At 58.5% G+C, this 13,122-nt stretch carries 12 protein-coding genes and 1 pseudogene; 4 read left to right on the top strand and 9 right to left on the bottom strand.

All coding sequences use genetic code 11. The features are described 5' to 3' along the window. Positions 1–166, bottom strand: a pseudogene (locus Q1K07_RS14290) (DNA-directed RNA polymerase subunit alpha); the annotation flags it as partial. 247 nt (positions 167–413) lie between these two features. Further along, a complete protein-coding gene (acnA, locus tag Q1K07_RS14285; RefSeq protein ID WP_300312114.1) occupies positions 414–3,158 on the bottom strand; it encodes an aconitate hydratase AcnA in 2,745 nt (914 codons plus the stop codon). A 163-nt stretch (positions 3,159–3,321) separates the two neighbouring features. Between acnA and Q1K07_RS14280 the strand changes: the two genes are divergently transcribed. The 3 genes from Q1K07_RS14280 to trxB all read left to right on the top strand — a co-directional run bounded on the left by Q1K07_RS14280 (position 3,322) and on the right by trxB (position 5,387). Next, on the top strand, positions 3,322–3,531 hold the full coding sequence (locus Q1K07_RS14280) for a CPXCG motif-containing cysteine-rich protein (RefSeq protein WP_300312111.1): 210 nt from the start codon (positions 3,322–3,324) through the stop codon (positions 3,529–3,531). A 174-nt stretch (positions 3,532–3,705) separates the two neighbouring features. After that, the gene (locus tag Q1K07_RS14275) at positions 3,706–4,308 is read left to right on the top strand and encodes a peroxiredoxin (RefSeq protein ID WP_149283358.1); all 603 of its coding nucleotides are present in this window, start codon (positions 3,706–3,708) and stop codon (positions 4,306–4,308) included. Positions 4,309–4,430: 122 nt separating this feature from the next. Further along, complete coding sequence (gene trxB / locus Q1K07_RS14270; RefSeq protein ID WP_300312107.1) at positions 4,431–5,387, top strand: thioredoxin-disulfide reductase; 957 nt, start codon at positions 4,431–4,433, stop codon at positions 5,385–5,387. A 184-nt stretch (positions 5,388–5,571) separates the two neighbouring features. Here trxB and Q1K07_RS14265 read toward each other — a convergent pair whose 3' ends face one another. After that, positions 5,572–5,844 (bottom strand): SlyX family protein, encoded by a 273-nt coding sequence (locus Q1K07_RS14265; RefSeq protein ID WP_300312105.1) that lies wholly within the window; start codon positions 5,842–5,844, stop codon positions 5,572–5,574. A gap of 113 nt (positions 5,845–5,957) precedes the next feature. Here Q1K07_RS14265 and Q1K07_RS14260 point away from each other — a divergent pair, with 113 nt between their 5' ends. After that, positions 5,958–6,422 carry a cold-shock protein gene (locus Q1K07_RS14260; protein WP_300312102.1) on the top strand — a complete coding sequence of 155 codons (465 nt, stop codon included), beginning with the start codon at positions 5,958–5,960 and terminating at the stop codon, positions 6,420–6,422. A gap of 104 nt (positions 6,423–6,526) precedes the next feature. Here the strand turns inward: Q1K07_RS14260 and Q1K07_RS14255 are convergent, their stop codons facing one another. The 6 genes from Q1K07_RS14255 to Q1K07_RS14230 all read right to left on the bottom strand — a co-directional run bounded on the left by Q1K07_RS14255 (position 6,527) and on the right by Q1K07_RS14230 (position 13,117). After that, positions 6,527–6,916, bottom strand: coding sequence for a hypothetical protein (locus Q1K07_RS14255; RefSeq protein ID WP_300312135.1), 390 nt, complete (start codon positions 6,914–6,916; stop codon positions 6,527–6,529). Beyond that, positions 6,909–8,120: a succinyl-diaminopimelate desuccinylase gene (gene dapE, locus Q1K07_RS14250; protein WP_300312099.1), complete on the bottom strand. Its 1,212-nt coding sequence runs from the start codon at positions 8,118–8,120 to the stop codon at positions 6,909–6,911. Before dapE ends, Q1K07_RS14255 begins: the two co-directional genes overlap by 8 nt. A 64-nt stretch (positions 8,121–8,184) precedes the next feature. Then, positions 8,185–9,210 (bottom strand): 2,3,4,5-tetrahydropyridine-2,6-dicarboxylate N-succinyltransferase, encoded by a 1,026-nt coding sequence (dapD, locus tag Q1K07_RS14245; RefSeq protein ID WP_300312096.1) that lies wholly within the window; start codon positions 9,208–9,210, stop codon positions 8,185–8,187. A 95-nt stretch (positions 9,211–9,305) separates the two neighbouring features. Further along, a complete protein-coding gene (locus Q1K07_RS14240) occupies positions 9,306–9,653 on the bottom strand; it encodes an arsenate reductase (protein WP_300312093.1) in 348 nt (115 codons plus the stop codon). A 32-nt stretch (positions 9,654–9,685) separates the two neighbouring features. Further along, the gene (gene dapC, locus Q1K07_RS14235; protein WP_300312090.1) at positions 9,686–10,882 is read right to left on the bottom strand and encodes a succinyldiaminopimelate transaminase; all 1,197 of its coding nucleotides are present in this window, start codon (positions 10,880–10,882) and stop codon (positions 9,686–9,688) included. Between the two features lie 234 nt (positions 10,883–11,116). After that, the gene (locus Q1K07_RS14230; protein WP_300312087.1) at positions 11,117–13,117 is read right to left on the bottom strand and encodes a fimbria/pilus outer membrane usher protein; all 2,001 of its coding nucleotides are present in this window, start codon (positions 13,115–13,117) and stop codon (positions 11,117–11,119) included. Positions 13,118–13,122: the final 5 nt, after the last annotated feature.

Below are 13,122 nucleotides of genomic sequence, written 5' to 3'. Positions count from 1 at the left end.
GCGTCCTCGACCACGCCCTGGATGGGGGAGAACTCGTGCAGCACCCCTCGATCTTGACGGCGGTCACGGCCGCCCCTTCGATCGACGAGAGCAGCACCCGCCGCATCGCGTTGCCGACGGTCGTGCCGAATCCCCGCTCGAACGGCTGAGCGTAGAACCGGCCGAACCGGTCGGTGAGTGTCTCGCGCTCGAACTCGAGTCGCTTCGGTCGCTGAAAAACCTTCCAGAGCATTGCGTGTGTCCTTTAGCCTGCGAGCCGGACATCCGGCTGCCAGACCTGCATGATTCGGGCACCGGCCTCCCGCCACAGGTCTGAGAGCTGCGGGCCGGCGCCTGGCACGTACGACGTACGGCTTACGGCTTACGGCTTACGGCTTATCATCGCCCCGCAAGATGCGGGGCGATGGTCGTTCTCAGGCTGCTCCAATCATCTTGCGTAGCACATAATGCAGAATGCCTCCGTGACGGTAATATTCCAGCTCGTTGGCGGTATCGATACGGCATAGAGCGTTGAAGCTCTTCTCTCCCTTGTCACTCTTGATGGTCACTGCGACTTCGCCGCCAGGAGTGAGGTCTGCCAAGCCGCTGACGGAGATGGTTTCGTTGCCACTCAGGCCAAGAGTCTGACGGGTTTCCCCTTCGGGAAACTGCAGCGGAACCACGCCCATGCCGATCAGGTTGGAACGGTGAATGCGTTCATAGGATTCCGCCAGTACAGCGCGAACGCCCAGCAGCAAGGTGCCCTTGGCAGCCCAGTCACGCGATGAGCCGGTACCGTATTCCTTGCCAGCAACCACCACCAGTGGCGTACCTTCTTCCTGATAGCGCATGGCAGCATCGTAGATGGCCATTTGCTCGCCACTGGGCACATGGCGTGTTTCTCCGCCCACCACGCCGTCAAGCATCTCGTTCTGAATCCGTACGTTGGCAAAGGTACCGCGCATCATGACTTCATGGTTGCCACGGCGGGAGCCGTAGGAGTTGAAATCCACCACTTCGACGCCGTGTTCCTGCAGGTAACGACCGGCAGGGCTGTCGGGCTTGATCGAGCCGGCAGGAGAAATGTGGTCGGTGGTTACCGAGTCTCCCAGCATGGCGAGGATATGAGCATCATCAATATCCATGATGGGCGCAGGTTCTTTGCCCATGCCATCGAAGAACGGTGGGTGCTGGATATAGGTAGAGTCAGGCGTCCAGGTGTAGACCTCACTGTCAGGGACTTCGATGGACTGCCATACTTCATCGCCGTCGAAGACTTCAGCATATTCCTTGTGGAACATGGCGGTATTGACCTTCTCCACGGCATCTGCAACGTCCTTCTGTGTCGGCCAGATGTCCTTGAGATATACCGGGTTGCCATCGCTGTCTTCACCAAGTGGCTCCTTGGTCAGGTCACAGCGCATATTGCCAGCCAGGGCAAAGGCGACCACCAGGGGAGGGGAGGCTAGCCAGTTGGTCTTGACCAGGGGGTGTACACGGCCCTCGAAGTTACGATTGCCGGACAGCACCGAAGCAACGGTAAGGTCGCCTTTCTTCACTGCTTCCTCGATAGGTGCGGGAAGCGGACCGGAGTTGCCAATGCAGGTGGTACAGCCGTAGCCGACCAGGTTGAAGCCCAGGGCGTCGAGATCATCCTGCAGCTCGGCCGCTGCAAGATAGTCGGTGACGACCTTGGAGCCAGGGGCCAGTGACGTCTTGACCCAGGGCTTGGTCTTGAGGCCCTTCTGGAGGGCGTTCCTGGCCAGTAGTCCTGCCGCCATCATGACACTGGGGTTCGAGGTGTTGGTACAGGAAGTGATGGCAGCAATGACCACTGCTCCGGGATCAAGGCTGAAATTGCTTCCGTTATGGCTGACATCCTGGCTGTCCGCGTGGCGGTAGCTGCGCGTCACCCCCACTGCGGTCTGGCCGCCCTCGGCTTCGAGGTTGGCGCTGCGCTCGTTGTCCACCGACGGATCATCGCTTGCCACCAGTTCTTCAAAGGTGGTTTTGATATTCTTGAGTGCGACGCGATCCTGAGGGCGTTTAGGGCCGGCAAGGCTGGCTTCGACATCACCCATGTCCAGCTTCAGCACATCGGTGAAGATCGGTTCATGACCTGGCTCACGCCACAATCCCTGCTCCTTGCAGTAGGCCTCGACCAGTGCAATCTGCTCTTCATCGCGCCCGGACAGGCGCATGTAGGTCAGCGTTTCGTCATCGACCGGGAAGAAGCCGCAGGTAGCGCCATATTCTGGTGCCATGTTGGCGATGGTGGCGCGATCGGCCAGAGGCAGGTCCTTGAGTCCGTCACCATAGAATTCGACGAACTTGCCGACAACGCCTTTCTTGCGCAGCATCTCCGTCACCGTCAATACCAGGTCGGTAGCCGTGATACCTTCCCGTAGCTTGCCGCTCAGCTTGAAGCCAATGACTTCGGGAATCAGCATCGATACCGGCTGACCCAGCATGGCAGCTTCCGCCTCGATACCACCGACCCCCCAGCCAAGCACACCAAGTCCATTGATCATGGTGGTGTGGGAGTCTGTTCCGACCAGAGTGTCCGGATAGGCCCAGGTCTTGCCATCTTCCTGCTTGGTCCACACGGCCTTGCCCAGGTATTCGAGGTTGACCTGGTGACAGATGCCGGTACCGGGAGGTACGACTCGGAAGTTATCGAAGGCGCGCTGGCCCCAGCGCAGAAACTCATAACGCTCGCGGTTGCGCGTCATCTCTAGAGTAACGTTGTCCTTGAAGGCGCTGGGGTCGCCAAAGTGATCGACCATCACGGAGTGGTCGATGACCAGGTCCACCGGTGACAGCGGGTTGATGCGTGATGGGGCTTCTCCAAGAGCCTCCACGGCAGCGCGCATGGAGGCCAGGTCGACGACCCCGGGAACACCGGTAAAGTCCTGCATCAACACGCGAGCAGGGCGATAGCCGATCTCCCGGCTGGAGCGGCCTTGTTGTTGCCAGTCAACCAGGGCTTGAAGGTCATCCTGGGAAACACTGGGATCACTGGCGAAGCGTAGCTGGTTCTCGAGCAATACCTTGAGTGTCATCGGCAGGCGCTGAATGTCGCCCAGTACTTCAGCAGCCCGAGACAGGCTGTAGATGGCGTACTGGTGGCCGGCCACATCCAGTGTTTGCAGGAAATCGTGCTGTTGGTCAGTACTCATGATGTTGTCCCTCGGTCACGGTATTGGTTGAAGAACAGGTGAATAACAGCGTACGTGAATTTTATTTGTTGGCGAATCATTACCAGCATACACCCGTCCTATCCTTGAAAGCTCGGAGCGCCGTCCCCATCATCATTCTTCCACTTGAGAACGCGAGGGCGTCGTGGACGAACATCGCTTACCCACTTGGCCCGTTGTCTGTCCTTATTGCGATTCACGTTTCGACCTGCTGGTCGATGTTTCGCAGGGCAGCCATGAAACCTGGGAAGACTGTCCCCGTTGCTGTGCGCCGATTCACCTCAAGATCGAGATAGTGTCGGTGTCGGGGGAAATCGGCTCAGTGATCGTGGGCTCTGACAATGATGTCATCTGAGGCTAGGCCTTACAGGTGACATCGTCATTGCGGCGTCACGACGCGGACGACACAATAGGCGCTGGCTATATGTCTCATGACTCTAGCTGATTGGCAGATCATGGTGCTTATAACCTAGAGTGGACACCCCAAATTTTTCACTGTCCTTTAAATTGCTTGAATATGGAGTAGTGCATGAGCGTACTGGTAGGACGTCAAGCCCCTGACTTCGAAGCTGCCGCTGTCCTTGGCAACGGTGAGATCGTCGAGAACTTCAAACTGTCCGACAGCAACGGCAAGTTGCGCGTATTGTTCTTCTGGCCGCTGGACTTCACCTTCGTGTGCCCGTCCGAAATCATTGCTCACGACAACCGTCTGCAGCAGTTCAAGGAGCTGGGTGCTGAGGTCATCGGTGTGTCCATCGATTCTCAGTTCACCCACTACGCCTGGCGCAAGACCAGCCCGGACGCTGGTGGTATCGGTGAAGTCGGTTTCCCGATCGTGGCGGACGTCAAGCACGAGATCACCAACGCCTACGGTATCGAGCATCCGGAAGCTGGCGTTGCCATGCGTGCTTCCTTCCTGATCGATGAGGATGGTGTCGTGCAGCATCAGGTGGTCAACAACCTGCCGCTGGGTCGTAATGTCGATGAGATGCTGCGTATGGTCAAGGCGCTGCAGCACCACCAGAAGCATGGTGAAGTCTGCCCGGCTGGCTGGGATGAAGGCCAGGAAGGCATGCAGGCCGATGCCGTGGGTGTGGCCAAGTATCTGAGCACACACTCCAACGAGCTGTAAGCAGTAAAGACCGCGGGGTGGCCACCAGTCATCCCGCGGTACGGATTGGGTCATGTCCATGCTCGACGCGTGGCTATCACCGAATCCGTTTGGGGGTTCTCCCCTGGCATAGCGAGGTTAATATGAGCGAAGTGCGCCATGAGCGTCTGATCATTCTGGGCTCCGGTCCGGCTGGCTATACCGCTGCTGTATATGCGGCGCGTGCAAACCTCAAGCCGTTGCTGATTACTGGCATTCAGGCTGGCGGTCAGCTGACTACCACCACTGATGTGGATAACTGGCCTGGTGATGATGCGGGTGTACAGGGGCCGGAGCTGATGGAGCGCATGAAGCGTCATGCCGAGCGTTTCGATACCGAAGTGCTGTTCGACCATATCCATGAAGTCGAGCTGCGTGAACGCCCCTTTGTGCTTAAAGGTGACAATGGCAGTTACAGCTGTGACGCTTTGATCATTGCGACCGGTGCAAGTGCCCGCTATCTGGGTTTGCCCTCCGAGCAGCAGTTCATGGGCCAGGGGGTTTCCGCCTGTGCGACCTGCGACGGCTTCTTCTATCGCAACCAGGAGGTGGTCGTGGTGGGAGGCGGTAATACGGCGGTGGAAGAGGCATTATATCTGTCCAACATTGCCTCCAAGGTCACTCTGGTGCATCGTCGTGACAGTCTGCGTTCCGAGAAGATTCTGCAGGACAAGCTGTTCGACAAGGCCGAGAACGGTAACATCGATATCGTCTGGAACCACACCCTTGATGAAGTGTTGGGTGACAATAGTGGCGTGACCGGTGTGCGTCTCAAGTCCGTGGAAGACGGATCCACTCGTGAGATTGCGGCTCCGGGGTTGTTCATCGCCATTGGTCATAGCCCCAATACCGGTATCTTCGAAGGCCAGTTGAACATGAACGGCGGTTATATCGAGGTGCAGTCAGGTCTGGAGGGCAATGCCACCGCGACCAGTGTGCCGGGCGTATTTGCTGCTGGTGATGTCATGGACCATGTATATCGCCAGGCTATTACCTCCGCAGGCAGTGGCTGCATGGCAGCCCTGGATGCCGAGCGCTATCTGGATGGGTTGAGCGGCTAGTCTTGAGCGACTGGCCTTCGAGCGTCGACAGGAAGTCTGCTCATAACTGGGGCCTGTCGACGCCTAGATTGCTGTATCAATATCTGCGAGCTGCACCATCCGAACCATATTCGGAATGGTACGGCTCGCAGTCGTTTTTCAGACCTCACATTTTCTGACAAGGTCAAGCACGAGCCCAGGCTTTTCAGTAGTGTGGCGGTAGTTCATCCTCCGGCCCGGGGGCTGGCCCCAGGCTGTCCGCAGAGCGTAGCTCGCGCATGCGCTCCTGCATCATTCGTGATAGACGCTCCAGTTCCATCAGGCGGCGCTCCTGCTGCGCTATAGCGGCATCCAGGGTATCCAGCCAGTGTTCCTGATAGGCCAGGCGACTTTCGATGGCTTCCAGTCGTTGTGCCGTTTCGGCGGACGACTCGGTTGTCTCCGTGATAGACTCTCGCTGCGGTGTGTCATTGTTCATCGTGTCACCCGCCAAGATCCGCACGGCGCCCCAAGCAAAGGAGGCAGGGGAGTGGTGAAGGGTCTCATGGTCATTCCACCTATTTTCACTATAAAAGAGAGTATTCAAGGTCCATGAAGAGAAGGGTTATTGTCCGTTGCAGTCTTGTCAGTTTGTTGCTGGCGACACCGTCTCCATTATTGATTGCCCTGATGATCAGTCTGCTTACCGGGATTACTGTAGAGGAACTGGTAAACCTGGCGGAAGATGACAAAGTGCTCACTGGTTATCTTGGGGCAGTTGTGGCGGTTTTCGCCTTGCTCATGGTCGCTACCCTGGCCACCAATGCTTTCACGCCACAGTTGGCCAGCCAGGCAGAGTCCCTGGATGATGATCGCGAGATCGGTGAAGTGAAGTGGTTCAACGTCAACAAGGGATATGGCTTCATTACCCGAGCTGGCGGTGAGGATGTATTCGTGCACTTCCGAGCCATTCGCGGCCATGGCCATCGTACACTAGCTGAGGGCCAGAAGGTCCGTTACTACGTTGTCGAGAACGAGCGTGGCCTGCAGGCCGACGATGTCACCGTGATTACCTGACCCGTCTGCTGACTTGCGTTACGCTATACACCAGCGCCCCGCGATTGCGGGGCGCTGGTGTTTCTGGTTCTAGCATCGATGCTTCTGATCCTAGCATCAATGTTTCAGGTTCCTGAGTCCGGCCAGTCGATAGCACCTTCGCTACCATCCGGCAATACCTGAAGGAAGCGGTCTGGATCATCACCTGGCTGCCAGCCACCCAGAGAACAACGCACCTCGCACCCTAGGGCTTGAGCCGCGGCTCTTGCACAGTCGCTATCGCTGGACCAAGGTGTGGCAGGGCTATCGAACCACAGGCTGGCAAACCCGTCGGCCGCCTTGGTGACCAGCATGACAGGGATATCGTTGCCATTCCGTTCACCCGTTGTCAGCCACTTGGACTTGCCTCGAGCTGTCAGCGGCAGCGCCTGGATCGCGTCATTCAGCCAGGTATTGATGCGCTCGATATCGGCGTGTGCCAGATAGATCTCGATATCCGGGTAGTTCTCATCCATCACCATGCGTGATCCCCCAATGGCCATCAGTGGCGAACAGTCGCACCAGGATGGCTTCGTAGATCCGGCTGAGATCATCCAGATCCGAGGCCTGTACCCGTTCATCGACTTGGTGGATGGTAGCATTGAGTGGCCCCAGCTCGACTACCTGGGTACCAAGTGTCGCGATGAAACGGCCATCCGAGGTGCCTCCACTGGTGGACAGCACGGGGCGGATGCCGGTGATGTGCTCGACACCGTCCACGGCTGCCTCGACCAGGGCACCTTCTCGTGTCAGGAAGGGCTGGCCGTTGAGCGTCCAGTCAATATCGAAGTCCAGGTCGTGTTCACGCAGGATCGATTCGGTGCGTTGACGCAGCGCCTCGTCCGTTGTCTCCGTAGAGAAACGGAAGTTGAAGATGGCTTCAACCTCTCCGGGAATCACATTGGTGGCTCCGGTACCTCCGCGAATATTGGAGATCTGGAAGCTGGTGGCAGGGAAACTGTCGTTTCCGGAATCCCAGTGCTCATTGGCCAAGGCATCCAGTGCGGGAGCAATCTGGTGGATAGGATTGCGCGCCAAGTGTGGGTAAGCCACATGGCCCTGTATACCACGTACACGCAGTACCCCGCCTAGCGAACCGCGCCGACCATTCTTGATGACATCACCCAGGCGTTCCGTGGAGGATGGCTCGCCGACGATACAGTAATCGAGTCGTTCGTTACGTTCGCGTAGATGCTCGACGACAGCCTTTGTGCCGTCTACGGCAGGGCCTTCTTCATCGGAGGTGATCAGAAAGGCGATGCGGCCGTCGTGCTCGGGATATTCGGTAATGAAGCGTTCCACTGCCGTTATCATCGCGGCCAGACTGCCTTTCATGTCTGCTGCACCGCGCCCACGCAGCATGCCATTGGCATCAATGACAGGCTCGAAAGGTGGGGTTATCCACTGGCTTTCCGGGCCGGTCGGGACAACATCTGTGTGGCCGGCAAAGGCCAGCACTGGGCCATGATGGCCATGTACTGCCCAGAAATTTTCCACATCGCCGAAAGGCAAGCGCTCGACATGGAAGCCAAGGCGCTCCAGGCGCTCGATCATCAGAGCCTGACAGCCAAGATCGTCTGGGGTTACGGAAGGGCGTCGGATCAGCTCCAAGGCAAGTTCCAGGGTGGGCGACAGGTTCTCGGCGTTATCAATGTTATCGGTCGTGGACGTCGTGGGCATAGGTATCTCGAAGCGGATGGTCTCCACGGATGCGGCGGCAACAAGCCGCCGCATCCAGAGGAAATCAGTTATGGGCGTGGAGAGCTTCGTTGAGTGCGATGGCACTCTTGTTGGTCAGGCACTCGATACGACCATTCTGGGAGTTGCGGCGCAGCAGCAGGTCGGGCTGGCCGGCCAGTTCGCGAGCGGCCACTGTACGCACTTCCTGGCCCTTGTCGTCGAGCAGAGTGACTTTTGCACCTGCCGTGATATAGAGGCCTGCTTCCACGGTGCAACGATCGCCCAGGGGAATTCCGATGCCGGCATTGGCACCGATCAAGCAGCCTTCGCCAACAGAAATGATGATGTTGCCACCGCCGGAAAGCGTGCCCATGGTCGAACAGCCGCCGCCCAGGTCAGAGCCCTTGCCGACCACGACGCCCGCGGAAATTCGGCCTTCGATCATACCCGGTCCCTCGGCGCCGGCATTGAAGTTACAGAAGCCTTCATGCATGACGGTGGTGCCTTCGCCAAGGTAGGCCCCCAGGCGTACTCGTGCGGTATCTGCAATACGCACGCCGGTCGGTACCACGTAATCGGTCATCTTGGGGAACTTGTCGACGCAGTCCACGGACAGGGCTCGACCTTCCAGGCGCGCCTTGAGCTGGCGTGCAGGCAACTCCTCGATGTCGATGGCGCCTTCATTGGTCCAGGCGATGTTGCGCAATAGGCCAAACATGCCGTTCAAGTCCAGGCCATGAGGCTTGACCAGGCGATGGGATAACAGGTGCAGCTTGAGATAGACCTCCGCTGCGTTCTGGGGCGGAGTGTCCTCAGCCAGGAAGGTGGCGACCAGCGGGCGCTGGCTCGCTGCCAGGTGCTCGGCCAGTTCTGCCTGGTCGCCATGGCCGGCCTCGCGCAGTGCTGCGGCCAGTGCAGCGCAGTGCTCCGGCAGGAAACTGACCACGGCGTTGCCGCCGGGGGCATTGAGTGCCTTGGCAGCAGCCTCGGTCAGGCTGGCCTCTGGATTGATCAGTGGTGCCGGGTAGTAGACCTCCAGCCAATCGCCCTGAGTGTTCTGAGTACCAATTCCGAGAGCAAAGCTAAGCATGGGGTTGTTTCCTTGAAATAATATGATGAAAGGTGTGTGAGCGAGTGTTTTCAGACAAGCCTGGGTTTCATCGGCTGAGTTTCATGGCCAGGGTCTCACAGCGCGTCGTAGTCGGCTTGCTTGAAGCCGACGAGGATGCGCTCGCCTAGATCGAGCAAGGGACGCTTGATCAGTGTCGGGTTGGCAAGGAGCAGCGCTTTGGTCCGGGGGATGTCGCCACCCTCGACTGCAGCCTTGTCTTCATCGGAGAGGCTGCGCCAGGTAGTGCTGCGTTTATTCAGCGTAGTGGCGAGGCCAAGCTCCGCGAGCCATCGATCGAGCAGCTCAGCGCTGAGTCCATCCTGACGCAGGTCGTGAAACTGGAAGGCATGGCCTTTGTTCTCCAAAGCCTTGCTGGCCTTGCGGCAGGTGTCGCAGTTCTTGATTCCGTAAAGTGTCAACACGATGTTCTCCAATCTGGTGATCCCGAGCCTGTTCAGCCCTGCTCGATGAGTCGGCGCAGACGTTCGGCAGCTTCGCGGGTTGGCTCCAGTTCGTCGACCAGTGCCAGGCGCAGGTGCCCACTCCCTGGGTTGATGCCATCCTGGCCTGGCCTGCCCATATAGCTTCCAGGCAACACACTGACATGAGCGTCGGCAAACAGGCGGCGAGTAAAGGCTTCGTCATCACCACCGGGAACCGATGGCCATAGGTAAAAGCTGGCCTGCGGGATAGGGAAATCCATGACGGGCGACAGGATATTCGTGACTGCTGCGAACTTGGCTCGATAGGCATCGCGATTGTTGCGGACGTGCTGTTCATCATCCCAGGCAGTGATCGATGCCAGCTGGACGGGGACAGGCATGGTGCAGCCATGATAGGTCCGGTAGTGGCGGAACGCCTTGATGATCTCGGCATCTCCCGCCACGAATCCGGAGCGCATGCCGGGCAGGTTGGAACGCTTGGAGAGACTATGAAATACCACGCAGCGCCGGAAATCATGACGGCCCATGGCGTTGGCAGCCTGCAACAGCCCAGGTGGTGGAGCCTGTTCGTCCAGGTACAGTTCTGAATAGCACTCGTCCGAGGCGATGATGAAGTCGTGCTCATCTGCCAGGCGGATCAATTGCTGGAATTCTTCGATGGGTGTCACTGCACCTGTCGGGTTGCCTGGCGAGCAAAGATAGACCAGCTGGACATCCCGCCAAGTGGCTTCATCCAGCGCAGCGAAATCTGGGCGGAAGCCATTGTCGGCGCTGCAACTGAGATACAGTGGCGTACCACCGGCCAGCAGTGTGGCGCCCTCGTAGATCTGGTAGAACGGGTTTGGTACAACCACCCGAGCAGGGCGCTGGCGATCAAGAGCAACCTGGGTGAAGGCAAAGATGGCCTCGCGGGTGCCATTGACCGGCAATACCTGGCTTTCGGCATCCAGACCAGCCAGGTTGAAGCGGTTGGTCAGCCAGTGTGCGATAGCCTGGCGCAACTCCGGTAGCCCGGCCGTGGTCGGGTAGCGAGAGAATTCGCTCTGATTGGCCACCAGGGTGTCAAGCGCCGCTTGATAGGGCGCATGCTTGGGCTCCCCGATGGTCAACGGAATGTGTGAAAGGCCCATGGGGGGCGTAAGTCCTGCCTTCAGTGCCGCCAGGCGCTCGAAGGGGTAGGGCTTGAGAGCGTCGATATCAGGGTTCATGAGTGTCCAGGCGCGCCTTCAGGCGTCGCTGTATGCCAAGCGTGTATGCTGACGCCTTCTCGGGGCGCAGGATGCGTAAAACGCACCGGACCACGATTATAGGGAAGCTGGCAGGCGGCCTCAAATGCCGTGGACTGGCGAATCTTTGGCGGGAGAGCCACGAAGACGGGAGAAGCTATCTTTTATCGAGCCCTGTCTCGAGTGGACGGGGGCTCAGGGCATATCTCATTGATGTCAGTCTGGCTGTTCTTGTGGCTCTTCCTTCTCATGGGAGAGTTGATGGTAGACGCCGATGGTCGAGGTAGAAGGATACTGGTCCTCGTCAATGACGATGATGGCGCCGCGCGTCGGAATGATATCCTGACGGGAGATGTCCCAACTTCCTTCGGCGCTGGTCTCGAACGGAACGCTATTGCTTTGATACGGGGAGAGACCGGTCACGAGTTGATCACTGGCAGTGCTGATATAGCGGCTATAAGGGAAGCTGGAAGGCCCTGTGTCGAGCTTCTCGGGCTGCACCAGTACCATGGTGTCACCACGGTTCGGGCTCAGGACCACGCCGCCCGAGTGGGCCAGCAGGGTGCCGCTGAGTGAGGAGTTGTACCGGACCCCCGACTTTTCTCGACTGACATCGATACCGAACAGCGTGGCAGGCGTCTTCCATTGCAGGTTCGTGGCATAGTCATCCAGAGCTGTGCCTTGTTCTCCCGCGACGCTGGCGTTGGCCTGATAGTGGATCTGGCGATTGGGCCCCAGTTCATCGGAAACACTGGTACTGAAGCGTGGTTGATTCTGTGTGTTGGGGCTTGGCGTTTCTGTGCCTGATCCCAGTGGAATGCTGATTCTGGCCATGTAGTGGCTGTTGGGGACCTTGTCCTTCACATCCTGGCCTGCTGTCAGGCGCAGGTTGCCCCAGGTAAAGTCGTGGCGATAGCCCAACTGGTAGGTAGTGACGCTGTCGGTGTCGTCCCAGTAGTGGCGATCAATGCCGCTCAGGTCCAACTGTCCCCAGCCCCCCAGGGGTTGGCTGATGGTCATCTGCAGGCGATTGCGTTCATTGCTGTCATCCTGACGTGCGGAATAGTCGGCAAGGCTTACATAATCTTCGCTGGAGAAACGGTAGGCAGTGAGGGCGACGGATGTGTTCGTGGTATCCAGGAGATGATGGTATCGGATGCGATAGTTCTCGCCTCTCAACGTGCTATTGTCGGGATGAGTGTCGAGGATGTCGTCCGCCCAGGCGGATGTGATATCGGCGCTCAGTTCTCCCAGAGGGGTCGCACTCGTGCTGCCCGCCATCAGTGATGCGTAACCATCAGAGAAGATGCTTCCGGTGTACAGGCTGGTGCTGTTGCTGAGTCCATGCCGCCATGTGGTCTGACTGAACCAAGGTGCATCAGCATGCTGCAAGGCACGTACGCGTCCAAGGCTGAAGGTGTAGCTCGACGTTCCGGGGCGTGACAGTCCCAGGTCGGGATGGTAGGGCACACTGAAGGAGCGCACCGTGCCATCTTCCTCCTGGACCGATACGTCCAGGTCACCAGAGTTCCCGGGAGAGATCAGGTCATCAATGATGAACTCACCAGGTGACACCTTGGTCTCGTAGATCACGGAACCTTGCTGCATCACCGTAACGGTGGCGGGAGTATTTGCCATGCCGCGTATTACGGGGGCGTATCCGCGTTGGTTCCTGGGGCGCATCTGGTCATCGCTACGCAATTGGATGCCGTCGAAGTTGACGCCCTCGAACAGCTCTCCCGGCGTGGCGTACTGGCCCAGCGTCAGGTAAGAGTTGAGCTGCTCCAGATCACGCTGGGCGTAGCTGCGTGTGGCGCCATATTGGCTGGACTGCTGATTTTCCTGTCTGGTGTTGGCTGTATGGCGCAGGCGCCAGGAACCAGCATTGAAGCCTAGCGTCAGGTTGGCATTGTAGCGATGGTCAGAGTGGTTGGCGGGCAGTTGCCCGTAACTGGTGCCGATATCATAGGACAGGAATCCCGCTGTGATCCCACGGTTCCTGTTCACTCCAGGGTGTTCCGGAGCATCCATTGCGTCACTTGTGGGTCGTGTCGAGGGCGCAGGAGACTCGCTGACAGGATATACCAGTAACTCCTCGGCCAGACTGGCTGGCTGAGAGGGCGGTGTCAGAGCCATGGCGGTGCCTGGTGCGAGCAGCAGGAGCCACAGGGTTCGCTGTCGCAAGGCGCGAGTGATACGGAATACAGGTTCAACCATGGGAT

The sequence above is a fragment of the Halomonas sp. genome (assembly GCF_029263665.1).
Taxonomy (GTDB): domain Bacteria; phylum Pseudomonadota; class Gammaproteobacteria; order Pseudomonadales; family Halomonadaceae; genus Halomonas.
The sequence above is the reverse complement of the archived record's forward strand: the minus strand, read 5'-3'. Positions and strand labels throughout refer to the sequence as shown.

Bases quoted from the DNA above. Each gene is read 5' to 3' on its own strand.
- dapC (WP_300312090.1), bottom strand. From the start codon at position 10,882: ATGAACCCTGATATCGACGCTCTCAAGCCCTACCCCTTCGAGCGCCTG.
- Q1K07_RS14260 (WP_300312102.1), top strand. From the start codon at position 5,958: ATGAAGAGAAGGGTTATTGTCCGTTGCAGTCTTGTCAGTTTGTTGCTG.
- trxB (WP_300312107.1), top strand. From the start codon at position 4,431: ATGAGCGAAGTGCGCCATGAGCGTCTGATCATTCTGGGCTCCGGTCCG.
- Q1K07_RS14255 (WP_300312135.1), bottom strand. From the start codon at position 6,916: ATGGATGAGAACTACCCGGATATCGAGATCTATCTGGCACACGCCGAT.
- dapD (WP_300312096.1), bottom strand. From the start codon at position 9,210: ATGCTTAGCTTTGCTCTCGGAATTGGTACTCAGAACACTCAGGGCGAT.
- dapE (WP_300312099.1), bottom strand. From the start codon at position 8,120: ATGCCCACGACGTCCACGACCGATAACATTGATAACGCCGAGAACCTG.
- Q1K07_RS14230 (WP_300312087.1), bottom strand. From the start codon at position 13,117: ATGGTTGAACCTGTATTCCGTATCACTCGCGCCTTGCGACAGCGAACC.
- acnA (WP_300312114.1), bottom strand. From the start codon at position 3,158: ATGAGTACTGACCAACAGCACGATTTCCTGCAAACACTGGATGTGGCC.
- Q1K07_RS14265 (WP_300312105.1), bottom strand. From the start codon at position 5,844: ATGAACAATGACACACCGCAGCGAGAGTCTATCACGGAGACAACCGAG.
- Q1K07_RS14275 (WP_149283358.1), top strand. From the start codon at position 3,706: ATGAGCGTACTGGTAGGACGTCAAGCCCCTGACTTCGAAGCTGCCGCT.